Annotated in this window: 36 protein-coding genes; 13 read left to right on the top strand and 23 right to left on the bottom strand. The window is 58.7% G+C overall.

What is annotated here, in order from left to right; genetic code table 11:
• Positions 1 to 45 precede the first annotated feature (45 nt).
• The 8 genes from MWU38_RS03850 to leuC form a co-directional block, all read right to left on the bottom strand.
• Positions 46 to 855 (bottom strand): NUDIX domain-containing protein, encoded by an 810-nt coding sequence (locus MWU38_RS03850; RefSeq protein ID WP_247270509.1) that lies wholly within the window; start codon positions 853 to 855, stop codon positions 46 to 48.
• A 369-nt stretch (positions 856 to 1,224) separates the two neighbouring features.
• A complete protein-coding gene (gene grxD, locus MWU38_RS03845) occupies positions 1,225 to 1,557 on the bottom strand; it encodes a Grx4 family monothiol glutaredoxin (RefSeq protein ID WP_247270508.1) in 333 nt (110 codons plus the stop codon).
• A gap of 55 nt (positions 1,558 to 1,612) precedes the next feature.
• Positions 1,613 to 1,846 (bottom strand): BolA/IbaG family iron-sulfur metabolism protein, encoded by a 234-nt coding sequence (locus tag MWU38_RS03840; protein ID WP_247270507.1) that lies wholly within the window; start codon positions 1,844 to 1,846, stop codon positions 1,613 to 1,615.
• Positions 1,847 to 1,851: 5 nt separating this feature from the next.
• Complete coding sequence (locus MWU38_RS03835; RefSeq protein WP_247270506.1) at positions 1,852 to 2,175, bottom strand: DUF1476 domain-containing protein; 324 nt, start codon at positions 2,173 to 2,175, stop codon at positions 1,852 to 1,854.
• 316 nt (positions 2,176 to 2,491) lie between these two features.
• A complete protein-coding gene (locus tag MWU38_RS03830; RefSeq protein WP_247270505.1) occupies positions 2,492 to 3,490 on the bottom strand; it encodes an NADPH:quinone oxidoreductase family protein in 999 nt (332 codons plus the stop codon).
• A gap of 33 nt (positions 3,491 to 3,523) precedes the next feature.
• Positions 3,524 to 4,123: a 3-isopropylmalate dehydratase small subunit gene (gene leuD, locus MWU38_RS03825; RefSeq protein ID WP_247270504.1), complete on the bottom strand. Its 600-nt coding sequence runs from the start codon at positions 4,121 to 4,123 to the stop codon at positions 3,524 to 3,526.
• Positions 4,124 to 4,140: 17 nt separating this feature from the next.
• Positions 4,141 to 4,329 (bottom strand): isopropylmalate isomerase, encoded by a 189-nt coding sequence (locus MWU38_RS03820; protein WP_247270503.1) that lies wholly within the window; start codon positions 4,327 to 4,329, stop codon positions 4,141 to 4,143.
• 48 nt (positions 4,330 to 4,377) lie between these two features.
• Entirely contained in the window at positions 4,378 to 5,820 is a 1,443-nt protein-coding gene (gene leuC, locus MWU38_RS03815) for a 3-isopropylmalate dehydratase large subunit (protein WP_247270502.1), read from the bottom strand.
• 124 nt (positions 5,821 to 5,944) lie between these two features.
• On the opposite strand from leuC, the gene MWU38_RS03810 reads away from it, so the two are divergent.
• From MWU38_RS03810 to MWU38_RS03800, 3 genes are read left to right on the top strand one after another with little or no spacing between them, the layout of a single operon-like run.
• The gene (locus MWU38_RS03810) at positions 5,945 to 6,358 is read left to right on the top strand and encodes a thioesterase family protein (RefSeq protein WP_247270501.1); all 414 of its coding nucleotides are present in this window, start codon (positions 5,945 to 5,947) and stop codon (positions 6,356 to 6,358) included.
• A gap of 45 nt (positions 6,359 to 6,403) precedes the next feature.
• Positions 6,404 to 7,210: a fatty acid desaturase gene (locus tag MWU38_RS03805; RefSeq protein ID WP_247270500.1), complete on the top strand. Its 807-nt coding sequence runs from the start codon at positions 6,404 to 6,406 to the stop codon at positions 7,208 to 7,210.
• The gene (locus tag MWU38_RS03800) at positions 7,207 to 7,740 is read left to right on the top strand and encodes a sterol desaturase family protein (RefSeq protein WP_247270499.1); all 534 of its coding nucleotides are present in this window, start codon (positions 7,207 to 7,209) and stop codon (positions 7,738 to 7,740) included. Before MWU38_RS03805 ends, MWU38_RS03800 begins: the two co-directional genes overlap by 4 nt.
• A gap of 20 nt (positions 7,741 to 7,760) precedes the next feature.
• Here MWU38_RS03800 and MWU38_RS03795 read toward each other — a convergent pair whose 3' ends face one another.
• The 12 genes from MWU38_RS03795 to MWU38_RS03740 all read right to left on the bottom strand — a co-directional run bounded on the left by MWU38_RS03795 (position 7,761) and on the right by MWU38_RS03740 (position 12,444).
• Positions 7,761 to 8,108, bottom strand: coding sequence for a YbaN family protein (locus MWU38_RS03795; protein WP_247270498.1), 348 nt, complete (start codon positions 8,106 to 8,108; stop codon positions 7,761 to 7,763).
• Between the two features lie 9 nt (positions 8,109 to 8,117).
• Entirely contained in the window at positions 8,118 to 8,534 is a 417-nt protein-coding gene (locus MWU38_RS03790) for a SufE family protein (RefSeq protein WP_247270497.1), read from the bottom strand.
• Between the two features lie 56 nt (positions 8,535 to 8,590).
• On the bottom strand, positions 8,591 to 8,848 hold the full coding sequence (locus MWU38_RS03785) for a hypothetical protein (RefSeq protein ID WP_247270496.1): 258 nt from the start codon (positions 8,846 to 8,848) through the stop codon (positions 8,591 to 8,593).
• On the bottom strand, positions 8,845 to 9,195 hold the full coding sequence (locus MWU38_RS03780) for a hypothetical protein (RefSeq protein WP_247270495.1): 351 nt from the start codon (positions 9,193 to 9,195) through the stop codon (positions 8,845 to 8,847). Before MWU38_RS03780 ends, MWU38_RS03785 begins: the two co-directional genes overlap by 4 nt.
• Entirely contained in the window at positions 9,195 to 9,554 is a 360-nt protein-coding gene (locus tag MWU38_RS03775; protein ID WP_247270494.1) for a hypothetical protein, read from the bottom strand. Before MWU38_RS03775 ends, MWU38_RS03780 begins: the two co-directional genes overlap by 1 nt.
• Complete coding sequence (locus MWU38_RS03770) at positions 9,551 to 9,898, bottom strand: hypothetical protein (protein WP_247270493.1); 348 nt, start codon at positions 9,896 to 9,898, stop codon at positions 9,551 to 9,553. The genes MWU38_RS03775 and MWU38_RS03770 overlap by 4 nt, the downstream gene beginning before the upstream one ends.
• Positions 9,898 to 10,212, bottom strand: a complete 315-nt coding sequence (locus MWU38_RS03765; RefSeq protein WP_247270492.1) for a hypothetical protein — start codon at positions 10,210 to 10,212, stop codon at positions 9,898 to 9,900. The genes MWU38_RS03770 and MWU38_RS03765 overlap by 1 nt, the downstream gene beginning before the upstream one ends.
• A 45-nt stretch (positions 10,213 to 10,257) precedes the next feature.
• Complete coding sequence (locus MWU38_RS03760) at positions 10,258 to 10,524, bottom strand: hypothetical protein (protein ID WP_247270491.1); 267 nt, start codon at positions 10,522 to 10,524, stop codon at positions 10,258 to 10,260.
• A gap of 27 nt (positions 10,525 to 10,551) precedes the next feature.
• Positions 10,552 to 10,929: an envelope stress response membrane protein PspC gene (gene pspC, locus MWU38_RS03755; protein ID WP_247270490.1), complete on the bottom strand. Its 378-nt coding sequence runs from the start codon at positions 10,927 to 10,929 to the stop codon at positions 10,552 to 10,554.
• Entirely contained in the window at positions 10,926 to 11,231 is a 306-nt protein-coding gene (gene pspB, locus MWU38_RS03750) for an envelope stress response membrane protein PspB (protein ID WP_247270489.1), read from the bottom strand. The genes pspC and pspB overlap by 4 nt, the downstream gene beginning before the upstream one ends.
• 2 nt (positions 11,232 to 11,233) lie before the next feature.
• Complete coding sequence (gene pspA, locus MWU38_RS03745) at positions 11,234 to 12,073, bottom strand: phage shock protein PspA (RefSeq protein WP_247271235.1); 840 nt, start codon at positions 12,071 to 12,073, stop codon at positions 11,234 to 11,236.
• Positions 12,074 to 12,276: 203 nt separating this feature from the next.
• Positions 12,277 to 12,444 (bottom strand): hypothetical protein, encoded by a 168-nt coding sequence (locus tag MWU38_RS03740; RefSeq protein WP_247270488.1) that lies wholly within the window; start codon positions 12,442 to 12,444, stop codon positions 12,277 to 12,279.
• Positions 12,445 to 12,655: 211 nt separating this feature from the next.
• On the opposite strand from MWU38_RS03740, the gene pspF reads away from it, so the two are divergent.
• The 7 genes from pspF (at position 12,656) to infB (ending at position 20,543) form a co-directional block, all read left to right on the top strand.
• Complete coding sequence (gene pspF, locus MWU38_RS03735) at positions 12,656 to 13,735, top strand: phage shock protein operon transcriptional activator (protein ID WP_247270487.1); 1,080 nt, start codon at positions 12,656 to 12,658, stop codon at positions 13,733 to 13,735.
• 127 nt (positions 13,736 to 13,862) lie between these two features.
• Positions 13,863 to 14,189: a hypothetical protein gene (locus MWU38_RS03730; protein ID WP_247270486.1), complete on the top strand. Its 327-nt coding sequence runs from the start codon at positions 13,863 to 13,865 to the stop codon at positions 14,187 to 14,189.
• 112 nt (positions 14,190 to 14,301) lie between these two features.
• Positions 14,302 to 14,787 (top strand): PilZ domain-containing protein, encoded by a 486-nt coding sequence (locus MWU38_RS03725; RefSeq protein WP_247270485.1) that lies wholly within the window; start codon positions 14,302 to 14,304, stop codon positions 14,785 to 14,787.
• A 167-nt stretch (positions 14,788 to 14,954) separates the two neighbouring features.
• Positions 14,955 to 15,533 carry a ribosome maturation protein RimP gene (gene rimP, locus MWU38_RS03720; protein WP_247270484.1) on the top strand — a complete coding sequence of 193 codons (579 nt, stop codon included), beginning with the start codon at positions 14,955 to 14,957 and terminating at the stop codon, positions 15,531 to 15,533.
• Positions 15,533 to 17,182, top strand: coding sequence for a transcription termination factor NusA (gene nusA, locus MWU38_RS03715; protein WP_247270483.1), 1,650 nt, complete (start codon positions 15,533 to 15,535; stop codon positions 17,180 to 17,182). Before rimP ends, nusA begins: the two co-directional genes overlap by 1 nt.
• The gene (locus MWU38_RS03710; RefSeq protein WP_247270482.1) at positions 17,163 to 17,897 is read left to right on the top strand and encodes a DUF448 domain-containing protein; all 735 of its coding nucleotides are present in this window, start codon (positions 17,163 to 17,165) and stop codon (positions 17,895 to 17,897) included. The genes nusA and MWU38_RS03710 overlap by 20 nt, the downstream gene beginning before the upstream one ends.
• Positions 17,898 to 17,975: 78 nt before the next feature.
• Complete coding sequence (gene infB, locus MWU38_RS03705; RefSeq protein ID WP_247270481.1) at positions 17,976 to 20,543, top strand: translation initiation factor IF-2; 2,568 nt, start codon at positions 17,976 to 17,978, stop codon at positions 20,541 to 20,543.
• A gap of 2 nt (positions 20,544 to 20,545) precedes the next feature.
• Here the strand turns inward: infB and MWU38_RS03700 are convergent, their stop codons facing one another.
• Positions 20,546 to 20,746 carry a hypothetical protein gene (locus MWU38_RS03700; RefSeq protein WP_247270480.1) on the bottom strand — a complete coding sequence of 67 codons (201 nt, stop codon included), beginning with the start codon at positions 20,744 to 20,746 and terminating at the stop codon, positions 20,546 to 20,548.
• Between the two features lie 37 nt (positions 20,747 to 20,783).
• On the opposite strand from MWU38_RS03700, the gene MWU38_RS03695 reads away from it, so the two are divergent.
• From MWU38_RS03695 to rbfA, 3 genes are read left to right on the top strand one after another with little or no spacing between them, the layout of a single operon-like run.
• Positions 20,784 to 21,227, top strand: coding sequence for a PaaI family thioesterase (locus tag MWU38_RS03695; RefSeq protein ID WP_247270479.1), 444 nt, complete (start codon positions 20,784 to 20,786; stop codon positions 21,225 to 21,227).
• Positions 21,224 to 21,757 carry a DUF1697 domain-containing protein gene (locus MWU38_RS03690; protein WP_247270478.1) on the top strand — a complete coding sequence of 178 codons (534 nt, stop codon included), beginning with the start codon at positions 21,224 to 21,226 and terminating at the stop codon, positions 21,755 to 21,757. Before MWU38_RS03695 ends, MWU38_RS03690 begins: the two co-directional genes overlap by 4 nt.
• Before the next feature lie 20 nt (positions 21,758 to 21,777).
• Positions 21,778 to 22,179: a 30S ribosome-binding factor RbfA gene (gene rbfA / locus MWU38_RS03685; RefSeq protein ID WP_247270477.1), complete on the top strand. Its 402-nt coding sequence runs from the start codon at positions 21,778 to 21,780 to the stop codon at positions 22,177 to 22,179.
• Here rbfA and MWU38_RS03680 read toward each other — a convergent pair.
• Positions 22,176 to 22,766, bottom strand: a complete 591-nt coding sequence (locus tag MWU38_RS03680; protein WP_247270476.1) for a YceI family protein — start codon at positions 22,764 to 22,766, stop codon at positions 22,176 to 22,178. The two genes, rbfA and MWU38_RS03680, sit on opposite strands and share 4 nt — an antisense overlap.
• Before the next feature lie 78 nt (positions 22,767 to 22,844).
• On the bottom strand, positions 22,845 to 24,476 hold the full coding sequence (locus MWU38_RS03675) for an AbgT family transporter (RefSeq protein WP_247270475.1): 1,632 nt from the start codon (positions 24,474 to 24,476) through the stop codon (positions 22,845 to 22,847).
• Positions 24,477 to 24,606 lie beyond the last annotated feature (130 nt).

Below are 24,606 nucleotides of genomic sequence, written 5' to 3'. Positions count from 1 at the left end.
CGTAGTGTCAACCGATATATGTACTGCCCGGGATTTGACCCGCCGCTAGGCGCGCGAGACCGTCTCCAACGCTTCGCTTGTCACAGGATAGCCTGCGTCCTCCAAAATCCTCAGGACCGGCTTTTCGCCGACGGTGTCGATCTTGGGAATGATCGTTTTGACCGGAATGGCTTCTGCCTGAGCGCGCGCTTCTTCGAAGCTTGCAAAGAGCGCCAGCCTTTCAAGGTTCCGCCGTGTGGGGAAGATCAACTTGATCTCGTCCGTGTCGGCCATCTCGAGTGCGCCCTTTGCGCTTACCCAGAAGAGGCGGGTGTTTTCTGCCTGGTCGGCCGAGACCTCGACTTCGCCCGTGCCAAGGTTCGCAAGGTAGAAGCGGGTGTCGTAAACACGCGGGATCTTCTCGTTTTGAGGAAACCAGCGGGCGAAGGGTACGATCTGGTCGAGGTCCAACTCCCAACCGAAGGCATCAAGGACAGGGGCGAGGGTCTTCGTCTCTTGGAGCAGCTTGCGCGCTTCCCGAGCGGTTTTAGCGCTGATGTCGCCCTTTAGACCGAGGGCAAGCCCCGTTTCTTCCAAAGTCTCGCGTACGGCTCCGATCTGGTGCGCGGCCTCGTCCGGGGTGAGGGCGCCTGCGCTTTCACCGGCGATTTTCTCGCCCAACTCGAAGTCGGCGGGATCGATGCGGCCTCCCGGGAACACTGCCATGCCACCTGCAAAAGCCATGTTGCGCGAGCGCACAGTCATCAGGACCTGCGGCGGCCCCCCATCGGGCGCGTTGCGGAAGATGATGATCGTCGCGGCGGGGATGCCATCCGGAGCGCCGGTTTCCCCTGTTTTTGGCGTGTTGTTTGTCATTGCCTGGCATGATGCAGCCTTGCGCCGCTCTTGCCAAGAGCAGGGCATCCACAGGCTGGCGCTGTGAGCCGTGTTAGGCGAAAGTTGGCGTCGAGCGCGCCTCGATGTCGAGATTTCTTACAAAGCCGGCAAGGTTACTGCAGCGGTAACCATCGCAACCCGCAGAAAAGTAGGAAACCGCCTTTTTGGCACGGGGGATGCATAGTGGGATGCGAAGAAAGTGGTCTTCGAATTGAGGCGTGACCCTTCCTGGTCTCTGGGTCTGGCCTCCCCACGAAAAAACCGCCTTGCATTACCCGGTGCAAGGCGGTTTTTTGTTTTGGTACTGGTTTTGAAAAGGCGCATGCGCGCCTTCAAAAAACCTATCTTCTAGCTTTCGGCTTTGGCGACCTTGTTCTCGTCCATCATCTGTTGAAGCTCGCCCGCTTCGAACATTTCCATCATGATGTCGCTGCCGCCGACGAATTCGCCTTTGACATAAAGCTGCGGGATGGTGGGCCAATCGGAGTAGGTCTTGATGCCTTGGCGGATTTCCATGTCCTGAAGCACGTCGACGCTTTCATACTGAACGCCGCAATGGTCGAGGATCGCAACCGCCCGGCTGGAAAAGCCGCATTGCGGAAACAGGGGCGTGCCCTTCATGAAAAGGACCACATCATTGTCGCCAACAACGGAGGCGATACGGGCGTTGGTGTCAGACATTACGGAGAACCTTTGATAAATCTCGTGGGTGCGCGTCCTTGCGCTTCAATGCGTCTTAGTTGGGAACCACGGTGGTGACTTGCAAGGCGTGCAGTTCGCCGCCCATTTTGTCGCCAAAGGCAGCATAGACCATCTTGTGCTGCTGAACGCGCGATTTGCCTGCAAATTGCGGCGCGGTCACTTTTGCAGCCCAATGGTCGTTATCGCCTGCAAGGTCTGTAAGTTCGACTATGGCGCCGGGGAGGGCGGCCTTGATCGCCGCCTCGATTTCGTGGCCGGGCATGGGCATGAGTTTTAGCTCTGGCTCATGTATTGACGCTTGGCCTCTATCGCCATTTCCTCAAGCTTGACACGAATGTCGGCTTCGCTGATGTTGGTTTCAGCAGCGGTGAGATCGCCAAGGAGCTTGCGGATCACGTCTTCATCGCCCGCTTCTTCAAAGTCGGCTTGAACCACGGCCTTCTTGTAGGCTTCCGTTTCTTCTTGCGTCAGCTTCATTTCAGCCGCTGCCCATTCGCCAAGCAGGCGGTTGCGGCGCGCAGCGATTTTGAAGGCAGTTTCTTCGTCCATTGCAAACTTGGCTTCTTCGGCGCGTTCGCGGTCTTTAAAGTCGGTCATTGGGTCGATCCCTTGATAGTGTTCTTAGAAGAAATAGAGGGCGCAAGCGCGCGCTGCAAGGCACAGAATTCTGGATGCCGCTTTTTAAGTCAAAGGCGGCCCACGTTCATGTTCGCGCACTCTTTCCTGACGTTTGAGACACTTGAGACACTGTTCAAGGGTCGAAAATCTCTCGGGCCAAAAGCCGTGGCCTAGACGCGACGAGGGGGAGGGGCGCAGCACTGCTTCATTGCGCCTCTATCGCAGGATTGCTGTGTGTAGGACAGCAAGGCTCCCGCTTTCACGGGAGCCTCAAAGCCTCGGTCTCCGAAGAGGTTCAATCCATCGTTACGACGAGCTTGCCGACCGCCTCGCGGGCCTCAAGCTTGGCGATGGCATCGCCTGCGCGTTCAAGCGGGAAGGTTTCGGACACCAGCGGGTCGATCTTGCCTTCTTTCATAAGCGCGAAAAGCTCTTTGACTTGCTCGACAAATTTCGCCGGTTCACGCGCGGTGAAGGCGCCCCAGAAGACGCCGCAAACATCGCATGATTTAAGAAGCGTGAGGTTCAGTGGAAGCTTGGGGATGCCAGCCGGGAAACCGACCACGAGAAACTTGCCCTCCCAAGCGATCGAGCGAAGCGCAGGTTCTGAATATTGGCCGCCGACAATGTCATAGACGATGTTTGCGCCATTGGGACCGCAGGCCGATTTGAACGCATTGGCGAGTTCTTTGGAAGCGGCCTTGTCCATTTCTTCGCGCGGATAGATCACCACATCGTCTGCACCGGCATTGCGCGCGATTTCGGCCTTGGCTTCGGAAGAAACGGCCGCGACGACCTTCGCGCCGTAAGCCTTGGCAAGCTCAACTGCTGACAGCCCCACACCGCCCGCCGCGCCAAGGATCAGGACAACATCGCCTTCCTTGATATGGCCACGGTCTTTGAAGCCGTGGATGGTGGTGCCGTATGTCATGAGAAGCGACGCGGCTTTTTCAAACGGTACGCCGTCGGGAATGGGGAAGAAGCGACCATCGGCCACAATTGCCTTTTCACGAAGCCCGCCATTGCCGAGCATACCGATCACACGGTCGCCGGGCTTGCAGCTGGTGACGCCTTCGCCAACGGCCTCGACCACGCCCGCGATTTCGCCGCCGGGGGAATAGGGGCGCTCTGGCCTGAACTGGTAAAGGTCGCGGATCATCAGCGTGTCGGGATAGTTGATCGCGCAGGCCTTCACATCGACCAGAACTTCGCCTTTTCCGGGGGTCGGCGCGTCGATTTCGTCGAGCTTCAGCGTTTCCGGGCCGCCGACTTCATGGGTCTGGATGGCTTTCATGATTTATATCCCTCTCTCGTATTCGAATTTGGTTTAAGCGCCTGTGCCTTCCATCAGCCAGGCTTTGTCTGAAGTGCGCCCTGCTTCGAAGGTCGAAATCGCCTCCTTGCTTTCGAGCGTCAGCGACACCTCGTCGAGCCCGCCCAGAAGGCAGTGCTTGCGAAACGGGTCTATTTCAAAGGTGAAGCGGTCCTGGAACCGGGTGGTGACGGTTTGCGCTTCGAGGTCGATTGCAATGGGATCACCACCACGCGCTACTTCCATCAACCGGTCGACTGCCTCTTGCGGAAGAACCACTGGCAGGATGCCGTTTTTGACAGCGTTGCCGGAGAAAATGTCGGAATAGGAAGGTGCGATCACCGCGCGAATGCCGAGGTCGCCGATTGCCCAAGCCGCGTGCTCGCGGCTCGACCCGCAGCCGAAATTGTCGCCTGCAAGAAGGATCGGCGCGCCCTTGTTTTCAGGCGCGTCAAAGATGTTGTCCGGGTCCTGACGAATGCTCTCAAAGGCTCCATTGCCAAGCCCCTCGCGCGAGATGGTCTTAAGCCATTTGGACGGGATGATGATATCTGTATCGACATTCTTCGCGCCAAAGGGAATGGCGCGGCCTTCGACCTTGGAGAGGGGCTGCATTTGCGTTTCCTGAAAATTCAGTCGGTTTCTGGTGGTTCGCCCGAGGGCGCCGTATCGGCCTGGCCTTTGCCAAGGCTCGTGTCCTTGTCCTTGGTCATAAAACGCTTGCCTGCATAAAGAAGTGCGGCGGCGATGGCAGCGGAGCCGATGGTGGCCGCAGCGCCGATAGCAGCTTTGCGGCCGTTGGTGGATTTTTCGTCAGTCATGAAATGCTCATGCTCCTGCTGAAGTGGGGTTTCAAGTGGGCTCGGCAATCAATCCAGTGTGCGAACGTCGGTGAGCCTGCCCTTGACCGCTGCTGCTGCAGCCATGGCCGGGGATACAAGGTGCGTGCGTGCTCCGGGACCCTGACGGCCAACGAAGTTGCGATTGCTGGTCGAAGCGCAGCGTTCTCCGGCGGGGACTTTGTCAGGGTTCATGCCAAGGCATGCCGAACATCCCGGCTCGCGCCATTCAAAGCCTGCCTCGATGAAGATTTTGTCGAGGCCCTCTTCTTCGGCCTGGCGCTTTACAAGGCCAGAGCCCGGCACGACGATGGCCCAGCGCACATTGTGTGCCTTTGTGTGGCCCTTGAGCACGTCGGCGGCTGCGCGAAGGTCTTCGATCCGGCTGTTGGTGCACGAGCCGATGAAGATGTTCTGCACCTCCACCTCGGTTAGCGGGGTACCGGGGGTAAGGCCCATATACTCCAGGCTCTTTTGAGCGGCTGCTTGCTTGGTCGCATCCGCAAAGCTGTCGGGTGAGGGCACAAGGCCGGTGATGGGAAGCACGTCCTCCGGGCTGGTGCCCCAGGTGACGCTTGGCGCAATGTCGGCCGCCTCGATTACGACCGATTTGTCGAATGCCGCGCCTTCGTCGGTGTGCAGAGTTTTCCAATAGGCAAGCGCTGCATCCCAAGCCTCGCCTTTGGGCGCCATCGGGCGGCCCTTGAGATAGCTAAAGGTGGTGTCGTCAGGCGCAATCAAGCCGGCGCGCGCGCCACCTTCAATGCTCATATTGCAAACGGTAAGGCGCTCTTCGACGCTCATCGCCTTAAACACAGGTCCACGATATTCTATGACGTAGCCGGAGCCGCCCGCCGCGCCAATCACACCAATCACGTGCATGATAACGTCCTTGGCTGTGACGCCGGGGCCCACTTCGCCCTCGATCCGCACTTCCATCGACCTGGACTGTTGGAGCAGCAGGGTTTGCGTCGCGAGCACGTGCTCGACCTCGCTCGTGCCAATGCCGAATGCCAGCGCGCCAAGCCCGCCGTGGCTGGCCGTGTGCGAATCGCCGCAAACGATAGTGGTGCCAGGGAGCGAGAAGCCTTGTTCAGGCCCCACCACGTGAACAATTCCCTGTTCTGCGTCTGCATCGCCGATGTAGCGGATGCCAAAATCGGGCGCGTTCTTCTCAAGCGCGGCCAATTGCTGCGCGCTTTGCGGGTCTTCGATAGGGATTTTGCCGCCACTCGCATCGCGGCGCGCGGTGGTTGGCAGATTGTGATCGGGCACGGCAAGAGTGAGTTCAGGCCGGCGAACAGGGCGGCCCGCCAATCGCAGCGCCTCGAATGCCTGCGGGCTGGTGACCTCGTGGACCAGATGCCGGTCGATATAAATGATCGCGGTCCCGTCATCGCGGGTTTCGACGACATGATCGTCCCAGATTTTCTGGTAGAGGGTGCGCGGTTTGGTTTGGGGGGATTTGGACATTGGAGTGCTCGTTTTTCTCTTTATTGCAGCCGATAGCCGCCCTTTGACCGGCCTTGCAAGATTTGGTCGCTTTTGTCGCAGCATTATTGCTAGAAATTTTCCGATCATGTGATAACTGACACCTATGTCAGCAACGCCATTCCAATTTCCGATCAAAGTCCTGCCCGAGGACATCGACTTCATGGGGCACGTGAACAATGCGCGCTATCTCAACTGGGTGCAGGACGCAGTGCTTGCCCATTGGCAAAAGGTTGCGCCCGCAGAAGAAGTCGCGGCCAAGGCTTGGGTCGCGCTGAAGCACGAGATTACTTACCGAAAGCCTGCCTTTCTCGACGATGCGGTTATCGCTCAGACCGTGCTCGAGCGTTATAATGGCGCGCGCGCTTTTTATCGCACGGTGATCAGCCGGGGCGAGGATGTGCTTGCCGAGGTGCAATCTTCCTGGTGCTGCATCGACGCCAAGACACTGCGGCCTGCGCGCATTGGCGAACATTTGCGCGAATTCTTCTTTGCCGATCAAAACAAGGCGGCCGAATAAAGCGTCCCTTTGCGCGAAGGAAACTTGCAGCCTATACGAAGCCCGATGCTTTCGCCCTTCGTATCTGATCCCATGCAATCAGCGCGCCTCTCTTTGCCTTCGCAAAAGCAGCAAAGCGTGATCGGCATTGTGCTCGCGGCTTTGGTCGCAGGGACTTGGCTTGGCATCCATGCCTATGCGATGTTTGTATTCGAACTTAGCTGGCAGAACTGGCCCGTGGCGCTCGCGATGGCAGTGGTTCAGTGCTGGCTTTCGGTTGGCGTCTTTATCGTGTGCCACGATGCGATGCACGGCACATTGGCCCCGGCTTTTCCCAAGCTCGCAGACCGGACCGCAGCGGTGCTGCTCTTCCTTTATGCAGGCTTTGGCTGGAAGACTTTGCGCGAGGCGCACCACACCCATCACCGGCTTGCCGGGCGCGCGGGTGATCCCGATTTTGACGAAGAGAACCCCGGGCATTTCTTCAAATGGTACTGGACCTTCTTCAAACGCTATTTCGGCTGGCAATCGCTCCTTTTCGTCCACACGGTCGTCGGCATCTATTGGCTGGTGCTTGATATTCCGATGGTCCAGATTGTCGCGCTTTACGGAGCGCCTGCGCTTCTCTCTTCGCTCCAGCTGTTTTATTTCGGTACCTATCGTCCGCACCACCACAAGAACGGCGCATCATTCGCCGATGAAAACAATGCGCGAAGCGACAATTTCGGCACTCTGCTAAGCCTCGCCACCTGCTTTCACTTCGGTTATCATCTCGAACATCATCGCCGGCCCGATGTCCCGTGGTGGGCATTGCCATCGGCGCATAAGGCTGGTGTTGGACTGGACACAAAGGAAAAGGCGGGCTCACAATGAGCTGGTTAGCGGCAATCTCGATAACTCTCGGGGCTCTGGTGTTCATGGAGTTCTTCGCCTGGTTTGCGCATAAATACATTATGCACGGCTTTGGCTGGGGCTGGCATCGCGATCACCACGAGCCGCACAACAACACCTTTGAAAAAAATGACCTTTATGCGACCGTTTTCGGGACGATAGACGCCGCCATGTACATCTTTGGCGCCCTTTATTGGGAGTGGCTGTGGTGGGCGGCTTTGGGCGTCAATCTGTACGGCGTAATTTACGCGATTGTGCACGATGGTCTGGTTCATCAACGCTTTTTCAAATGGGTCCCGAAAAAGGGCTATGCCAAGCGGCTGGTACAGGCGCACAAGCTGCACCATGCGACCATTGGAAAGGAAGGCGGGGTGAGCTTCGGCTTTGTTATCGCGCGCGATCCGGCCAAGCTTAAAGCCGAGCTGAAGGAGCAGGCCAAATCGGGGGTCGCCGTGGTGCGCGACAGCAAAACCGTGCGTGAGGATGCCGCAAACCGGGTGACGACGCTATAATAGGCCTTGCTGGCCGCACCTTATTCGGGCCGGGTTGCAATCCAGGGGCCGAAAATGGCCAGCGCTCCCACAGAGATCCACGCCCAGGGGAAACCGATCGTCGCCCAGGTGAACACCACGCCTGCGGCGATTGAACCGATTGCCATGACCTTGGCCTGCCGCGAGATGGCTCCGCGTGTTCGCCAATCGCGGATTTGCGGACCAAATTGCTTATGGTTGAGGAGCCGCTCCTCCCATGCCTTGTTGCTGCGCGCAAAAAAGAAGACCGCAAGCAGCCAGAAGGGCACAGTGGGCAGTAGCGGCAAGGGTATGCCAGCCGCGCCAAGCGCAAAGAAGAATAGCCCTGCGGCGAAATAGACGCGCCGCATCCCGCGCGCTTACCCTGCCTCGGCGAGCCGGGCGGCGTGCTCTTTTACCAGCGCGATCATGTTGGGGACGCCTTGAGTGCGGTTGCTGGACAATTGGTTCTTGAGGTCAAACGGGGCGAGGGCGCCTGCTACGTCCATCTCAGCCACTTCGCTCGCGGGTTTGTCCTGCACCGCCGAAATCACAAGGCTGACGATGCCCTTGGTAATCGCGGCGTTGCTGTCGGCGAGGAAGTGGAGCGAACCTTCGCCGTCGGTATCGGTGGGATAGACCCAGACCGAGGCCGAACATCCGCGCACCAGCGTCGCATCGGTTTTAAGCGCATCGGGCATTGGCTCCAACTCACGGCCAAGCTCGATCAGCAGGCCGTACCGCTCATCGCCTTCGAGAAATTCATATTCTTCCAGAATGTCATCAAGTGATCGCATGGTGCGCATGTAGGGTGCGCGCGGGATTTCGCAAAGAGCTTAAAACTCAGGCCCGCCTAGAGTTCTACACCACTCGCAATCGCTTCGAGCTTCTTGATCCGCTCTTTCATGTCGGCCAGTTCAATCCGCGCCGCTCCTGCGCCCGCGCCGCCTTCGATTTCGGGGGCATCGAAGACTTTGCGCGAATTCGCGCGTTCGAGTTCCTGACGCTTCAAGTCAAGCCAACCCTGCCATGCGCGCAGCAGAGCAAAGGCCACCACGCAAATTCCAACCAGACAAGCAGCGGTAATGACAAGTGTCGGGTCCATAATCATTGGCTCTGCTCCTTTTTCTTTGACGCGGCGGGGAGGGGAGCTCCACTGTCATTTGGAGTGTCTTTCGTGTCCCGCAAAGCTTCAATCTCGGCCGAAATGCGCGCGCGTTCGCGGGAATCGAGGGAATTGTTATCCGTGGCAATCCGCTCCAGCACCTGAAGGCGCTCGCGAAGCTGCTTCATCTCGGCGCGCATTGCCTCGGTCTCTTCGCGCGTTGCGCCGTCCGATGTGCCGATATAGGTTTCGTTACCGTCTTCATCCGAGATGATCCCGGCCTTTGCCTTGGCGGCCTGGACGATGCCCCAAACCACGATCCCGATGATGGCAACGATGACCCAGCCGCTCATTATGCGCTCCCTGCATCCTTCTGGTTCTCGAGCGAGCGAAGCTGATCGATCTCGCTCGACAATTGATAGCTGCCATCGGTGACGATGCGCTCGACATTGGAGAGGCGGTCTTTCACCGCGCCCAACTCTGCGCGAAGCTCGGCGTTTTCCTGTGTCAGCAAGGTCACGCGTTGTTTGGCTTCGTGGTCGGAAACAGGCTTGATTGCCTGACCCCAAGCGCCCTCAAGAGGATAGCCATGTTTGATGCGAAGGCGCGTGGTGTAGATCCACCCCATCACGCCTGCTCCGCCAACCGCCAGAGCGCCGCCGATGATCCACGGCAGATTGGGAATGATAACGGCTGCTGCGTCAGGGCTCATGACTGTTTCTCTTTTGTATTGAGGTTAAGGGGGATGCCGGCATCAGATTTGCTCGGCACATCGCGAAGTGCCTCGATCTCGTCGGCAAGGCCATAACCTTTGTCGGTGACGATCTTTTCAAGCACGATCATGCGGTCCTGCATATGATCCAGCTTGCTGTTGAGCTCGGCGTTTTCGGCCTTGAGACGCTTGGTTTCGGCGTTGTCGGCCTTGGGGGTCGACTTGCCGCCCCACTCGTCTTCGAGTTCATAGCCGTGCTTCGCGCGGATCCAGTTGTTGATGATCCACGCGCCATAGCTGACGGCGATGATCCCGATCACGAATTCAGGGCTTCCCCAATCCATTATGCTTTCTCCCTTGAGGAAACATTGAGCGCAACGCCTGAGCCAGTGTCTTCAACCGAGCGGGTATCGCGAAGCGCCTCGATCTGGGTGGCAACATCATATCCGCCGTCCGTCACGATGCGTTCGAGCACCTGGACACGGTCTTCGAGTTTGGCGATCTGCGATGCGTATTGCGCCGCTTTTTCCGCCGTCGCATCCGCGGTTGCATCGAGTTGCATCGTGGCGATTTTTTCCTTGTGCTTGGTCCAGACACCGAAGAATCCAAGCAGGATGCCAAGGATCGGGATCATGAAGACAAGTTGTTCGGGGCCCATGGGTTCAAGCTTTCAAGTTTGTGAGGTTCGGTTGGCGGCTGCGGGTTAGCGCAGCTTCTCGATCTCATCCGCCGTGCGGCGGGCGGGATCGGTGGCGATCTGTTCGAGCACGGCGATACGGTCCTGCATCAGGCTCACGGTTTCGCGAAGCTCGGTGTTTTCGTGGGTCAGCGTTTTGCCTGCCGCACCGTGCTCATGTTTCATCTCGAACATCTTTCGGCGGTGCTTGAGCACTGAATCGATGATCCCCCAGCATCCGGCAAAGAATGCAACACAAACGAAGATCATTGCGACGGCTTCTGCGGCTGGCATTGGTCTTACTCCCCTGTTGCGAGCGCTTTAGCGCAGTTGCTCGATTTCGGCGGTGAGGCGCTGGTTGCTGCTCACATAGTGGGTTTCCACGTCTGCAAGCCGGCGGTCGATGTCGCGGAAGCGCGCGCGGATTTCGCGGGCGGTGCGCTTCGGGCTCTGGCGAACGCGCTGCCAATACACCTCTTCTTCGCTGTCACGATAAAGGTGTGGCGGTTTCTTCTGGAGCAGAAAGCCCATGATGAAATAGGCAAGGAAGCCAATCGGGCCCAGCGCAAAGACGGTGAGGGCCACCATGCCAAGGCGCACCCAAATGGCCTCGACCCCGGTGTAATCTGCGATGCCCGCGGCAACACCCATCAATTTGGCGTTGTGCTTGTCGCGGTAAAGCGTCGTGCGGCGGTTCATGCGCTGGTTCCTTTCTTCTCGGCGATAAGCTGTTCAAGCTCACGCAGTTGCTGGTTGTCCTGTTCCTGGTCGGCCTGAAGGCGCTTGACCGGGGTGTAACTGGGGTCGTCATGGGCGACGAGGCGCTCGACCGTATCCATGCGCTCATCAAGGCGCTTGGCGAGATTGTAGAGCTCTTCCAGAAGCACTTCGTCGTCCGAAGTGATGGTCGCGGCTGTTTTCCATTTCGTGGTGTAGTGCAGGATCAGCCAGGGAAGCGCGATGAACAGCACTCCGAAAATGATGATCAGGTCTCCGTCCATGTTTACGCTCCTTTGTCTGCGTCGGGCTTGCCGAGCAGCTTCTTCATCTCTTCAAGTTCATCATCGATCGCATCCTGGCCTTCGAGCGCGGCGATTTCGTCTGACAGCGAGGGCGGGCCCTCATTGCCAATCGCAATCGCATCGGCGCGGCCTTCGGCGTAATCGACGCGGCGTTCCATCTGGTCGAAGCGGCTCAATGCTTCATCGGTGCGTTCTGTGCTCATCAGCGAGCGCAGCTTCACGCGGTTCTCGGCGCTCTCAAGACGCGCTGCGATCTGCGTCTGGCGGCTGCGCGCCTCGCGGAGGCGGTGCTGCAGCTTTTGAATGTCCTCTTCGTAAGCGCGAAGGGCATCGTCGAGGACAGCGATCTCTTCTTTCAGCTGATCAGCCATGCTGACCGCTTTCTTCTTCTCGACCAGAGCCGCGCGGGCGAGGTCTTCGCGATCTTTTGACAAGGCAAGCTGCGCCTTGTCGGCCCAATCGGCCTGCAAGCGGTCAAGCTTCACCACATGGCGGTGCATCTCTTTCTGGTCGGCAATGGTCCGCGCAGCAGAGGCGCGCACTTCGACCAGGGTCTCCTCCATTTCGAGGATGATCATGCGGATCATCTTTTGCGGGTCGTCCGCTTTGTCGAGCATATCGGTGAAGTTTGCAGCGATAATATCTCTGGTGCGGCTGAAAATGCCCATGAAGGCTACTCCATCAAGAAACGGGTTTGTTTTGTTCTGCGCATTTGAGCCGACTTCTTGGCCTGAGTCGATCTCGTCATACGCCCGGTACTCACTTTGCGTCGGAGTGGGGCTGGTGCGCAAGGCCTCGATTTCCTTGTCGAGGCGCGACAGCCTCTTGCCAAGGATAGGGATAAAACGATCATCCTCTTCTTCCGTTTGGACCGGAGCGCTTTTTGAAGAGCCGTCTCCTGCGGGGGACAACGCATCATCGAGGCTCTTGTCGGGCGTAGGGGTTTCGCCCGTGCGCTCCGGTCCGAGTGGAAGATCGTCTTTCTTGGTCAAGGTCAGGTGCCTGCTCAATTCAAGGATCGGGCTTACGCCAGCTCAACGCTGATCGGGGACGCGATGTGGGGCTGCGCGAAGTGGCTGTCGGCGGCGACCATGTTCATCTGCGTGGTGAGCGCAACCATAGCTGTCGTGGCAACGATGCTGGCGAGCGAGGCTTGGCCAAGTTTGGTTTGGAAGAATGCTTTGGTGTACATCGGTGTGGTCCCCTCTGGGTGAATGATTAAGTCTTGCCCGATACATTGCAGGGGGTGTGCCAAAATGTGCAAATGTCTGATTTAAAATCACTTTTGCATTTTTCCGCGATATTGCATCTGGCGACTATTGCCAAGCATTGGGAAAAATTCCTATATCTTGGCGGGTGGGGCCGAATGGCCGATTGGAGCTGCAATTCCCAGGGGAGGGACAGTGGAGCGCGAAAACCAGTTTATCGGCCAGTCAGGCGCCTTCCTTGATGCGGTCGAGCGCGCGTCCAGGGCCGCGCCCATGAGCCGCCCGGTGCTCGTCATTGGCGAACGCGGGACCGGCAAGGAACTTATCGCCGAACGTCTCCACCGTCTCTCCGACCGCTGGGGCGAGCCACTCGTCACCATGAATTGCGCAGCCCTTCCTGAAACCCTGATCGAGGCAGAGCTTTTCGGGCACGAGGCCGGAGCCTTTACAGGAGCGACCAAAGCGCGTGCCGGACGTTTCGAGGAGGCTGACAAGGGCACGCTATTCCTCGATGAGCTCGGCACGCTATCGATGGGTGCGCAGGAACGGTTGCTCAGAGCGGTTGAATATGGCGAGGTCACACGCATAGGTTCATCACGCCCCGTACGGGTGGACGTTCGCATTGTGGCGGCGACCAATGATGATCTTCCCACACTTGCCAAAAGTGGCGAATTTCGCGCTGACCTTCTCGACCGGTTGAGCTTTGAGGTGATCACCTTGCCTCCGTTGCGGGTGCGCGAAGGGGATGTGGCGGTGCTGGCGGAATATTTTGCGCGGCGCATGTCAAGCGAGCTGCGCTGGCACGACTGGCCCGGTTTTGCCTCTCATGTGACGGAGCAGCTCGAAAACTACGAATGGCCCGGCAATGTTCGCGAGCTTCGCAATGTGGTCGAGCGCGCGGTTTATCGCTGGGATGATCCGGGACGCCCCATCGGCCATGTGCAGTTCGACCCGTTTGAAAGCCCGTGGAAGCCCGCGGCACCTTCGCACCGGCGCTCTGCTGGCACCGTTTCTGGCGCCGCATCCGGCGCTGCAGCAGGCGCTATCGCAACTGACGACGGCACAGTTTCTGCCAGCAAGGGCCCGCCAAGCGAACAGCTGGACAAGGTCGATGACCTTCGCTCTGCCGTTGAGGCGCACGAGCGCGCGATTCTTGAACACGCGCTTGGCAAGCATCGCTGGAACCAGCGACAGACGGCAAAGGCGCTTGGGTTGAGCTATGACCAGCTGCGGCACGCGATCAAAAAACATGGGCTTATGGAAGAACAGGAGTAGCCATCAAGGCGCTCGGGAACGCTCGCGGATATTCAAGTTTTACCTGAAGTTTACGGCTTTCTCCTATCGCACCCCCATTGCCGTATCAGCGCGTTTTGGGCGCTGAGGCGTTACAAAGGATGCGACCATGCGTGCATTGGTGGATATGATTGATAGCGTCACAAGCACAGTACGCTTTGTGGTGGGGCTGCTCGTTTTGGGCGTGTTCGCCGTCATTTTCGTGATCATTGCAGGCGCAAGCTATATGGCACCCAAAGTGTCGGAAGATGCGACCGAGAAAGCTGCGGCTTTTGGCGAAAAGGCCATAGCGGAGGCCCGCCTCGAAATGCGCGAGGCGGAACTTGCACAGGACGGCTGGGGCTATGGCTCTGCTGGTTCGGTCGATAGAGAAACCGGTTCGCGGCGCCAGCAAAGCGCAGATTATGGCGACGGCTGGGGCGATACGTCGCGCTGACGAAACTTTCAGAGCCGAATTTCAGGCAACCAACGCGCCCGGCATCTAAGGGCGGATACCTAACCCAGAGTTTCCCATAGTTTGAAATTCCACCAGCTATCGAAGCTGGGCTATGGGCGCACCTCTACCCTTTTCCCGCGGTTCACGCGTGCATTCGATCAAGGCCCGCGCCTCCAAGGAGCGATTTGCACACGGCTCGGAGCCTGTGCCGGGCCCCACACCAAAATCCGAGCCTATCCCCGTCGGTAAACGCAGCGCGCCGCGCCTGCGACTGTCGATCCCTGCAACGCTGGTATCGCGCTACGCTAGCCATCGCTGCATTTTGATCGACGTCTCCAACACAGGGGCGCAAGTGGGACTGGAAGAGCCGCTAGCCCTTCAGGAAACCGCTGTTCTGCAGATCGGCGATCTGGAACCGTTCGGCGAAGTCGTGCGGACCATTCGTCGCAAGACCGGCGGCATCAACGGGTTGCATTTTGATCCGCCCCTTGATCCGGCCGACGTCCTCAAAATCAGGTCCTATGCCGAGAATTACCAGCGTGATGAAATGCTCGCGCTGCGCGCCGAGGTCCGCATGTGGGTCGACGGCATCAAATAGCGCACAGGCTTGTCGGCGATTGAAGCTTGCCAAGCGCGGGCTTTGCGCCTATCTGCCTTTTCATCCCGACATTGTCGAACACAACAAGGGCTGGCGCCGCAAGGGGCCGGCACCAAACGGCTTTGTCTCAACAGATTGTCACAAACAGCGAGTATCACTCCGACCATATGACCGATATTGCCCGCCTTACCACCTTGATTGAACCTGAAGCGCAGGCGCTTGGGTTTGAATTGGTGCGCGTTGCAATGATGCCGTCCGAGGCCGGGGACGGCGGAATGGCTCTGCAGATCATGGCTGAGGATCCTGCAACGGGCCAGCTGGTGATCGAACAGTGCGCTGCACTCTCGCGCCGCGTTTCCGACATGATCGACGAGCGCGAGGAGGCTGGCGAAATCTTGGTCGAAGGCGCATATCATCTGGAGGTGTCGTCGCCGGGTATCGACCGTCCGCTGACGCGCGAAAAAGACTTTGCCGATTGGGCAGGGCACGAGGCGCGCATCGTGATGACCAAAGGATGGTCGGGCGATGATAATGGAAAGCGCGTTTTTAAAGGTGAGCTTACCGGTATCAATGATGGTATGGTGCAGGTCACCGATACCAAGACGGGTGAGGTTGCCCTCCCCCGCGATGAAATTCACAGCGCAAAGCTTGTTCTGACTGACAAGCTGATCGCTGCTACAAAACCCATCGACGCCACCGGCGCTGATGAAATTGAAGAAGTCAACGAAGAGAAGGCAGACGACTGATGGCCAGTGCCATTTCCGCCAATAAGGCAGAACTCCTTGCGATCGCGAACTCGGTGGCAACCGAGAAGATGATCGACAAATCCATCGTTATCGAAGCGATGGAAGAGGCGATCCAGAAAAGCGCGCGCAACCGCTATGGTGCCGAAAACGACATCCGCGCAAAGCTGGACCCCAATACAGGCGATCTGACGCTGTGGCGTGTGGTCGAGGTGGTCGAAGAGGTCGATGACTACTTCAAGCAGGTTGATCTGAAGCAGGCGCAAAAACTTCAGGATGGTGCCGCGATTGGCGACTTCATCGTTGACCCGCTGCCTCCGGTCGACCTTGGTCGCATCGATGCGCAAAGCGCAAAGCAGGTGATCTTCCAGAAGGTCCGTGATGCAGAGCGTGAGCGTCAGTTTGACGAATTCAAGGACCGCGCTGGCGAAGTCATCACCGGCGTTATCAAGTCGGTTGAATTCGGCCACGTGATCGTGAACCTTGGCCGCGCCGAGGGCGTGATCCGCCGCGATCAGCAAATTCCGCGTGAAGCTGCCCGTGTGGGTGAGCGTGTACGCGCCCTCATCACCAAGGTTGAACGCAACAATCGCGGACCGCAAATCTTCCTCAGCCGTGCGCACCCTGATTTCATGCGCAAACTTTTCGCGCAGGAAGTGCCAGAGATTTATGACGGCATCATTGAGATCAAGGCTGCTGCCCGTGATCCGGGTTCGCGCGCCAAGATCGGCGTGATCAGCCACGATTCCAGCATCGACCCCGTCGGCGCCTGTGTGGGTATGAAGGGCTCGCGCGTTCAAGCCGTGGTTCAAGAGCTTCAGGGCGAGAAAATCGACATCATACCGTGGTCGGAAGATACCGCGACCTTCATCGTGAACGCGCTCCAGCCGGCAACGGTTGCCCGCGTGGTCCTCGACGAAGACGATGGCCGGATCGAAGTGGTTGTCCCTGATGACCAGCTCAGTCTTGCAATCGGCCGCCGTGGTCAGAACGTGCGTCTTGCGAGCCAGTTGACCGGTCAGCAGATCGACATCATGACCGAGGAAGAAGCGTCCGAGAAACGCTCGAAGGAATTTGCCGAGCGCTCCAAGATGTTCGAAGAAGAGCTCGACGTTGATGAAACGCTCTCACAGCTTCTCGTGGCCGAAGGCTTCGCAGAGCTTGAGGAAGTGGCTTACGTTGAACTCGCTGAACTGGCTTCGATCGAAGGCTTTGACGACGAGCTTGCCGAAGAACTTCAAAGTCGCGCTCTAGAAGCGATCGAGCGTGCCGAAGAAGGTCACCGCGCCACTCGCCGTGAACTCGGCGTTGAAGACGCGATTGCCGAACTGCCGCATCTCACCGAAGCGATGCTGGTCACGCTGGGTAAGGCAGGGCTGAAGACGCTCGATGATGTGGCTGACCTTGCCACTGACGAGCTGATCGCCAAGAAACGCGAGGCACCTCGCCGCCGCAATAACGCCGATGGTCCGCCAATGCGCCGTCCGCAGCGTGAGCAGGATAAGGGCGGCGTCCTTGGTGAGTATGGCCTCACCGAAGAGCAGGGCAACGAGATCATCATGGCTGCACGCGCACACTGGTTCGACGACGAAGAACCGGCAGCGGCAGAAGCCCCAACTCAGGAGGCCGCCGATGCGGACTCCCCACAATGAGTGCGTAAGCTCCGACATCACTGAAACTGGCGCTTCCGGAAGCAATTCCGGGAGTGCCAAGTCCTGCGCGACACGCCGCTGCGTTCTTTCGGGGGAAACTCTTCCCCGCGAGGAGCTAATCCGGCTCGCCATTTCGCCAGACGGCGAAGTGCTGCCCGATCCGCAAGCCAAGGCCCCGGGGCGTGGTGCATGGATCGCGCCCAACCGCGCGGCCCTTGAAACGGCAATGGCTGATGGCCACTTAAAGAAGGCGCTTTTGCGCAGCTTCAAGGGTGGCCCTGACGGAACCAGACTTTCCTACAGCGACAATCTTGCGCAACAGATCGAGGATGCGCTCAAACGCACCTTGTTGGACAGGCTCGGCCTCGAGCTACGCGGTGGCAACGTCGTGATGGGCTCTGCAAAGCTTGGTGAACACGCTCGATCCGGTCGCATCGCGCTGCTCTTGCATGCGAGCAATAGCAGCGAGGATGGGCGCAAGAAGCTGGACCAGGCATGGCGCGTGGGCACCGATCAGGAAGGATCAGGTGTGCGCGGAATGGTCTTGCCACTGGACCGGGATGCTCTGTCTGTGGCATTGGGCCGCGAAAATGTCGTGCATTTGGGGATTTCGGCGCGCGCCGGAGGCTCTGGCTCCAGCAGATCTGCGTCTGGGCGCGTTGCCCAGGCGGTCACACGCCTCTCGCGGTTTTTGGGGAATGATCCCCCGAGCTAGTCGCCAGGACCGACACGACAAAACGCGCGGGTCAATCGCGCGAAAAAATGAGATTTTTGAAGGACTATAGAAGCAAGCATGAGCGACGAAGAGAAAAAACCAGCCCGCAAACCACTTGGCCTGAAAAAGGCAGTGGAAGCGGGTGAGGTAAAGCAGACCTTTAGCCACGGCCGGACCAATAAGGTGGCGGTCGAGGTCAAGCGTCGCCGCAAGCTTCTGAAGCCCGGCGAAACGCCCGCCCCTGCGCCAGAGCCGGCCCCGGCTCCTGCGCCCGCGCCAACTCCGGCTCCTGCCCCCGCACCAGCGGCCAACAAGCCTGCGCCCAAGAAGCCGGCCGTTTCTGACGAAACGCCGCAAGAACGGGTCGCACGCCTGCAGCGCGAAGCTGAGGAAGAGCGCCTGCGTCTCGCGGAGGAAAATCGCAAGCGTGATGACCAACGCGCCAAACAGAACGCTGAAGAAGCGAAGAAGCGCGAAGAAGACAACCGCAAGGCCAAGGCGGAAGCCGAGGCACGCGCCAAGGAAGAGGCAGAGGCAGAGGCAGTAGCCAACAAGGCCGACGCTGAGGAAGCATCAGCGCCGGCTCCGGCCCCTGCGCCAACGCAATCCAAGAGCACGCCCACCCCTGCGGCGCGCAAATTCACCCCGGTTTCCCGGCCCGAACCCAAGCGGCCTGAAAAGAAACCTTCCAAGAAGAAGGACGACAAGAGCGCGGCTGCCAATACCGGCGGTGGCAAGGACAAACGCCGCTCCGGCAAGCTGACTGTGACCAAGGCGTTGAACGAGGATGAGGGGCGCCGCGCGCGTTCTCTCGCCGCGCTCAAGCGTGCGCGTGAGAAAGAACGCCGGATGCAAGGCGGCGGTTCGTCCAAGCCGCGTGAGAAGCAAACGCGCGACGTTATCGTGCCAGAGGCCATCACCGTTGGTGAACTCGCTAAACGGATGGGCGAAAAAGGCGCGGACCTCGTCAAAGAGCTGTTCAACCTCGATATGATGGTCACGGTCAACCAGACCATCGACCAGGACACAGCGGAACTTCTCGTCGAGCAATTTGGCCACAACATTCAGAAAGTTTCTGAAGCCGATGTCGATATTCAGGAAGAGCTAGATGGTGATCCGGAAGAGACGCTGAAACCGCGTCCGCCGGTGGTTACCATCATGGGACATGTCGACCACGGGAAAACCTCGCTGCTCGACGCGCTTCGCGGTGCCAATGTCACCAAGGGCGAAGCGGGCGGTATCACCCAGCATATCGGCAGCTATCAGGTCACCACCAAAGACAAGCAGAAGATTACATTCCTCGATACGCCGGGCCACGCAGCCTTTACCGAGATGCGTCAGCGCGGGGCCAATGTGACCGATATCGTGGTGCTCGTCGTTGCAGCAGACGATGGCATCATGCCGCAGACAATCGAGGCAATTAATCACACCAAGGCCGCCGGCGTTCCGATGATCGTTGCGATAAACAAGATGGATAAGCCAGAGGCGAACCCGGACAATGTGCGCAACCGCCTGCTCGAACACGAAGTGATCGTCGAAAAGCTTTCGGGCGATGTGCAGGATGTCGAGATCTCAGCGGTCAAGAAGACCGGCCTTGATGATCTGCTCGAAGCGATCAATGTCCAGGCGGAGCTGCTTGAGCTGAAAGCCCGTCCAGACCGCGATGCGGATGCAACCGTGATCGAAGCACAGCTTGACAAGGGCCGCGGTCCTGTCGCGACTGTCCTTGTGACGCGCGGGACTTTGAAGCGTGGCGACACCTTCGTTGTCGGCACCGAGAGCGGTCGTGTGCGCGCCATCGTCAACGATGCGGGTAAGCAGATTAAGGAAGCTGGCCCATCCATGCCGGTCGAGGTTCTAGGCCTTGGCGGCGTGCCATCGGCAGGCGATCGTCTGACCGTGGTTGAGAACGAACAGCGCGCTCGCGAAGTCGCTCAATACCGTCAGGAAAAGGCGACCGAAAAACGCACCGCGCTTGCGCCGACGTCGTTCGATACGATGTTCAACAATTTGGCGTCGAACGTCATCGAATGGCCGGTTCTGGTCAAAGCCGATGTGCAAGGTTCGGTCGAAGCAATTGTAAACGCGCTGCACAATATCTCGAATGACGAGATCAAGGCGCGCGTCCTTCACGCTGGCGTCGGCGCAATCACTGAAAGCGATGTGACGCTTGCCGCCGCTTCGAACGCGCCGATCATCGGCTTTGGCGTTCGTCCGAACGCAAAAGCACGCGAACTGGTCAAGCGCGACGGTGTGCGGATGATGTATTACGATGTGATCTATCACCTCACCGAAGACGTGGCGAAAGAGATGGCAGGCGAGCTTGGTCCAGAGCGGATCGAGACCGTCGTTGGCCGTGCTCAGGTCAAAGAGGTTTTCCGTTCTGGCAAGAAGGACAAGGCTGCTGGCCTCCTCGTCGAAGAGGGCGTTATCCGCAAAGGCCTGTTCGCGCGTCTCACCCGCGACGATGTCATTGTCTCGGCGACGACCATCGCAAGCTTGCGCCGCTTCAAGGACGACGTGGACGAGGTCCGCTCGGGCCTCGAATGTGGTGTCGTTCTGGAAGACACGAACGATATCAAGCCGGGCGACCAGCTTGAGGTCTTCGAAGTCGAAGAACGCGAGCGCACGCTGGAGGTTGGGTAGGGTCAGTGCTCTATCTTGAGGTGGAGGATCAGCAGGCTCATCTCGTGCTTGATCAAGATGGTGCGGATGCCCTGATGCGGACTCTCGCTCGCCTCAGGAAAGAGGGCAAATTTGATCACGATCACTTCATGTCCCAAGAATGGGGCGGAGATGGCGAGCTCATGGGCAACGCTGCCGCTGACGGGTGCAACCGGGTCGAACATTTGAAGGTGGTATTCCTTCCGGAAGGCCTTTGAGGCGATGACAGATTGGCAAACCCAAATCCAGGCGGGGGCTGAAGGGTCGCCGCATTCCAATCTGCTCGGCTCTAAATTCGTCTCCTTCGACGAAGCGACGCAGACCGCGACCATGCACTTCATCGTGCGTAGCGAAATGACGACATGGCGCGGCGGGGTGCAAGGCGGGCTGGTTGCAGGCTATCTCGACGATGTGATGGGCTATGCTTACGTGGCTGCGACCAAGGGCGAGATGGCACCGCTCAATCTTGAGATTTCGATGAGCCTTATCCGCCTCATCCCCGAAGGGCCGCTTATCGGCAAGGGTCGCGTGGTGAAGGGAGGGCGCAAGGTCGTCATCCTTGAAGGCGAGCTTTATTCCGAGGACGGTAAGCTGATGGCGCGGGCGACTTCAACCGCGCTTCCGACTTCTCGGCCAAGTCCGACCAACACCGGCCTCGACGCGTGAGCCTTTATCTCGCGCTGCTCGGTTCGATCAATATCGGCGGCAACCGGGTAAAGATGGTGGACCTCAAGGCGGCTATGGCCAGAGCCGGATTTGGTGAAGTGACCACGGTTGCTGCGAGCGGCAATGTGATCCTCGACGATGATCGCGAGCCCAAGGCGGTCGAAGCCGCGATCGAAACGCTCCTCAAGGACCAATTCGGTTTCAAATCCTGCGTCATGCTTCGCACGCAAGGCGAGGTTCGCTCGGCAATCGAAGACAATCCGTTCCGCGGCATCGGGTCGGACAAGATGGTGCACTCGATATTCTTGGCTGATGATCCTGCCCCCGGCCTTTTCGAAGCGTTTGAGCAAGAGCGCAAAGCCAAGGGAGATGAGACGCTGTCGATCGGGCCGCGCGTGCTTTATCTCAATTACGTCCACGGGGTGAGCAACTCAGATATTACCGGAAAGCTGCTGGAACGGCGGCTCGGCGTGCGGGGCACAGCGCGCAATATGAACAGCCTCAAGAATATCCTTGGCAAAATGGGCTAAGGGTCCCTATTTCGCTGCCCATGGCGAAGCGACAAGACTTCACAAGCGAACAGCAATCGGTCCGCGTCCTCAAAGTGGGGGAGCGCGTGCGTCACATCCTGTCCGAGCTTTTGTCGCGACAGGAAGTGCACGATGACGTGGTAAGCGCGTCAAATATCGCGGTGACCGAGGTGCGCATGACGCCGGACCTTCGCAATGCAACCGCCTATGTGAAACCGCTTTTAGGCAATGCAGAGGACGATGTGGTGAAGGCGCTGCGCCAGAACACCGCTTTTCTTCAACGCGAGGTGGCGAAGCGCCTGGGCCTCAAATTTGCGCCCAAGCTGAAATTTCGCAAGGATGAAAGCTTTGCGGAAGCCGACCGGATTGAAACTCTTTTGCGCGATCCGAAAGTCACGCGCGACCTTGAAGACGAGGACTAAGTCGGCACAATCCGCGCGTCGAAAGTGATATCGACCGTATTCCCGACGATCAGTTGAAAGCTTTTCATGCCGTAATCGCGCCGGTCAATCTCGGCGTTTGCGGTGAAACTGATCGGCGCACCGGGCCCCGCGGTCAGCGGGTCGCGGTCAAATGTTACCTTCAATGTCTGATTTCGGGTTACGCCGCGCGCGGTCAATTGTCCGGTGATGGTGCCCTTGGTCGCGCTCGTCATGGTCAATCCGCGGCCCTTGAAGCGAATGTTCGGATGCTGTTCGACCCAGAAGAACTTCTCGCTCTTGAGCCGGCCGAGGGTCACATCGTCAGGCGCGGTGATCGCGGTTGCATCAAATGTGACGTCGATGGCGGCCTGGCTGGGGTTATTGCCCTCGATCCGTGCCGTCCCGCGCATCTTGGGAAAGGTGGCGGTTTTGCTGGCGATGCCGAAAAAGGGCACCTTCGCACTGAGCAGTGAGCTACCTTCATCGAGGCGATAGTTCACTGGCGCAGATGTATTGGCCGTAACCCCGAGCCCGAGCAGTGCGGCGAGCAGCGGAAGCCAGAAGGTGCGTTTCAAAAGCGGGATCATTCAAAGTCTCCTCACCTTGATACTACCCTTGGGGCGGCCAAAAGGTTTCACTGGCCCCGATTTTAATGTCGCGCGTTTTTATGTTTGGCCGGGAAGCGTGTATCCCACCGGCGCATCGGGACCAAGCGGAATACCGAGGTAGAACCAGATCACGATCAGCACGGTTCCTGAAATCAGCAGCCAGATGGAATAAGGCAGCATGGTCGCCGTCAGGCTTCCAAGTCCGAAACTCGGCACCCAGCGCTGCGCAAAGATAAGGATCAGCGGGAAATACACCATCAGCGGGGTGATGATATTGGTTGCGCTGTCGCCTACGCGGTAGGCCGCGGTCGCGCCTTCGGGGCTGATGCCAAGCAGCATGAGCATCGGCACCAGGATCGGCGCAAGAAGGGCCCATTTGGCGCTGGCGGAGCCCACGAACAGGTTCAGTAACCCTGCAAAGATCACCATCAGCCCGATAACGATGGGCAGCGGCAGACCGGTCGACTGGATCGCGGCGGCCCCATGTACAGCGGAGATAAGGCCAAGGTTCGACCATGCGAACATGGCGACGAAGTGCGCCGCAGCAAAGGCAAGGACGAGGTAATAGCCCATGTCCTTCATCGCCTCGGCCATCATGTTCACAAGATCGCGGTGGTTCTTAATCGTGCCAACCGCTTTGCCGTAGGCCCAGCCGCAGGCAAGGAAGAGAATGAAGAAGGCGGCGACGAGCGATTGGTAGAACGGGCGCAGCTCTCCGTGGATGGAGCAATCGGCGATACGCTCTCCGGTATCGGTCAAACAGGCTGCTTCGTTGATCAAGGGAGTGCCCGGTGCAAACACCATGACCGCCCAAAGCGCCACAACGCCAAGCGCGGCAAAACCTGCATTGCGAAGGCCCTTGCTCGCGTTTTCGGGTGAGGCTTCGGCAATCGCATCGTCTTCGGCGCTGGCCCCTGCCTTTGCGCCGCCCGTCCACGGGCCGAGCTTGGGCTCGATCACCTTGTCGGTGACATACCAGATGATCGGGAGATAGAGCACGGTCATCGCCGCGATGAAATACCAGTTGCCGGCAAGGTTGGCGGTCCAGACCGGGTCGAGAGCGCTTGCGCCCACGGCCTCTTCGGTGATGCCGAACAGCAGCGCGTCGAGTTGGCCGGGCGAGATATTGGCCGAGAAACCGCCCGAGACGCCCGCGAATGCGGCCGCAATCCCTGCAAGCGGATGGCGCCCAGCGGCAGCAAAAAGAATGCCTGCTAGCGGGATCAGTACCACGTAGCCAGCGTCGGCTGCGTGGTTGCCGATCATCGCCACCAAGGCCACCACGGGGGTGAGCAGGCTTACTGGCGCACTACGAACCGCGCTCGACATACCGGCGGCAAAAAATCCCGAACGCTCGGCAACGCCTGCCCCCAACATCACTACGAGAACATAACCAAGCGGGTGGAAGTGGGTGAAAGTCTTGGGCATTTCGACCCAGAGTTTTTGAATGTTGTCAGGCGATAACAGGCTGACCGCTTGGATCACCTGCGGGTTGCCCGCTTCATCCACGCTGGTCGGGTGCAGGGCCGACACGCCAAGCGCCGACAACAGGACCGAAATCGCCACAAGCGCGATGATCAGATAGAAGAACAGGAACACCGGATCGGGCAGTCTGTTGCCGGAGCGTTCAACCCAGCCCAGAAAGCCGGTCATGCTTTGATGCGTATTCCCCTCGGCAGCCGATGCCATATGTGTTCCCCGTCAATTTGTCTCGATTGGCTTGGGGCTAACATTGCGCAAACCGCCTGTCACATCAATGAATACAGAGAAATCAACAGGGCTTTGCACAGACCAATGCTTTTCGCCCTTCGACTTTTTG

Source organism: Qipengyuania sp. S6317L1, from assembly GCF_023015615.1.
Taxonomy (GTDB): Bacteria; Pseudomonadota; Alphaproteobacteria; order Sphingomonadales; family Sphingomonadaceae; genus Erythrobacter.
The sequence above is the reverse complement of the archived record's forward strand: the minus strand, read 5'-3'. Positions and strand labels throughout refer to the sequence as shown.

Coding starts and splice junctions, on each gene's coding strand:
- MWU38_RS03765 (WP_247270492.1), bottom strand. CDS start 10,212: ATGGGCCCCGAACAACTTGTCTTCATGATCCCGATCCTTGGCATCCTG.
- pspB (WP_247270489.1), bottom strand. CDS start 11,231: ATGGACGGAGACCTGATCATCATTTTCGGAGTGCTGTTCATCGCGCTT.
- grxD (WP_247270508.1), bottom strand. CDS start 1,557: ATGTCTGACACCAACGCCCGTATCGCCTCCGTTGTTGGCGACAATGAT.
- MWU38_RS03775 (WP_247270494.1), bottom strand. CDS start 9,554: ATGAGCCCTGACGCAGCAGCCGTTATCATTCCCAATCTGCCGTGGATC.
- MWU38_RS03730 (WP_247270486.1), top strand. CDS start 13,863: ATGCGTGCATTGGTGGATATGATTGATAGCGTCACAAGCACAGTACGC.
- MWU38_RS03810 (WP_247270501.1), top strand. CDS start 5,945: ATGTCAGCAACGCCATTCCAATTTCCGATCAAAGTCCTGCCCGAGGAC.
- MWU38_RS03725 (WP_247270485.1), top strand. CDS start 14,302: ATGGGCGCACCTCTACCCTTTTCCCGCGGTTCACGCGTGCATTCGATC.
- MWU38_RS03710 (WP_247270482.1), top strand. CDS start 17,163: ATGCGGACTCCCCACAATGAGTGCGTAAGCTCCGACATCACTGAAACT.
- MWU38_RS03675 (WP_247270475.1), bottom strand. CDS start 24,476: ATGGCATCGGCTGCCGAGGGGAATACGCATCAAAGCATGACCGGCTTT.
- MWU38_RS03770 (WP_247270493.1), bottom strand. CDS start 9,898: ATGGATTGGGGAAGCCCTGAATTCGTGATCGGGATCATCGCCGTCAGC.
- nusA (WP_247270483.1), top strand. CDS start 15,533: ATGGCCAGTGCCATTTCCGCCAATAAGGCAGAACTCCTTGCGATCGCG.
- MWU38_RS03785 (WP_247270496.1), bottom strand. CDS start 8,848: ATGATTATGGACCCGACACTTGTCATTACCGCTGCTTGTCTGGTTGGA.
- MWU38_RS03830 (WP_247270505.1), bottom strand. CDS start 3,490: ATGAAAGCCATCCAGACCCATGAAGTCGGCGGCCCGGAAACGCTGAAG.
- MWU38_RS03760 (WP_247270491.1), bottom strand. CDS start 10,524: ATGCCAGCCGCAGAAGCCGTCGCAATGATCTTCGTTTGTGTTGCATTC.
- MWU38_RS03840 (WP_247270507.1), bottom strand. CDS start 1,846: ATGCCCATGCCCGGCCACGAAATCGAGGCGGCGATCAAGGCCGCCCTC.
- MWU38_RS03835 (WP_247270506.1), bottom strand. CDS start 2,175: ATGACCGACTTTAAAGACCGCGAACGCGCCGAAGAAGCCAAGTTTGCA.
- MWU38_RS03680 (WP_247270476.1), bottom strand. CDS start 22,766: ATGATCCCGCTTTTGAAACGCACCTTCTGGCTTCCGCTGCTCGCCGCA.
- MWU38_RS03850 (WP_247270509.1), bottom strand. CDS start 855: ATGACAAACAACACGCCAAAAACAGGGGAAACCGGCGCTCCGGATGGC.
- MWU38_RS03695 (WP_247270479.1), top strand. CDS start 20,784: ATGACAGATTGGCAAACCCAAATCCAGGCGGGGGCTGAAGGGTCGCCG.
- pspC (WP_247270490.1), bottom strand. CDS start 10,929: ATGAACCGCCGCACGACGCTTTACCGCGACAAGCACAACGCCAAATTG.
- MWU38_RS03805 (WP_247270500.1), top strand. CDS start 6,404: ATGCTTTCGCCCTTCGTATCTGATCCCATGCAATCAGCGCGCCTCTCT.
- MWU38_RS03800 (WP_247270499.1), top strand. CDS start 7,207: ATGAGCTGGTTAGCGGCAATCTCGATAACTCTCGGGGCTCTGGTGTTC.
- rbfA (WP_247270477.1), top strand. CDS start 21,778: ATGGCGAAGCGACAAGACTTCACAAGCGAACAGCAATCGGTCCGCGTC.
- MWU38_RS03790 (WP_247270497.1), bottom strand. CDS start 8,534: ATGCGATCACTTGATGACATTCTGGAAGAATATGAATTTCTCGAAGGC.
- MWU38_RS03700 (WP_247270480.1), bottom strand. CDS start 20,746: ATGTTCGACCCGGTTGCACCCGTCAGCGGCAGCGTTGCCCATGAGCTC.
- MWU38_RS03740 (WP_247270488.1), bottom strand. CDS start 12,444: ATGTACACCAAAGCATTCTTCCAAACCAAACTTGGCCAAGCCTCGCTC.
- infB (WP_247270481.1), top strand. CDS start 17,976: ATGAGCGACGAAGAGAAAAAACCAGCCCGCAAACCACTTGGCCTGAAA.
- rimP (WP_247270484.1), top strand. CDS start 14,955: ATGACCGATATTGCCCGCCTTACCACCTTGATTGAACCTGAAGCGCAG.
- MWU38_RS03780 (WP_247270495.1), bottom strand. CDS start 9,195: ATGAGCGGCTGGGTCATCGTTGCCATCATCGGGATCGTGGTTTGGGGC.
- MWU38_RS03795 (WP_247270498.1), bottom strand. CDS start 8,108: ATGCGGCGCGTCTATTTCGCCGCAGGGCTATTCTTCTTTGCGCTTGGC.
- leuC (WP_247270502.1), bottom strand. CDS start 5,820: ATGTCCAAATCCCCCCAAACCAAACCGCGCACCCTCTACCAGAAAATC.
- MWU38_RS03820 (WP_247270503.1), bottom strand. CDS start 4,329: ATGACTGACGAAAAATCCACCAACGGCCGCAAAGCTGCTATCGGCGCT.
- leuD (WP_247270504.1), bottom strand. CDS start 4,123: ATGCAGCCCCTCTCCAAGGTCGAAGGCCGCGCCATTCCCTTTGGCGCG.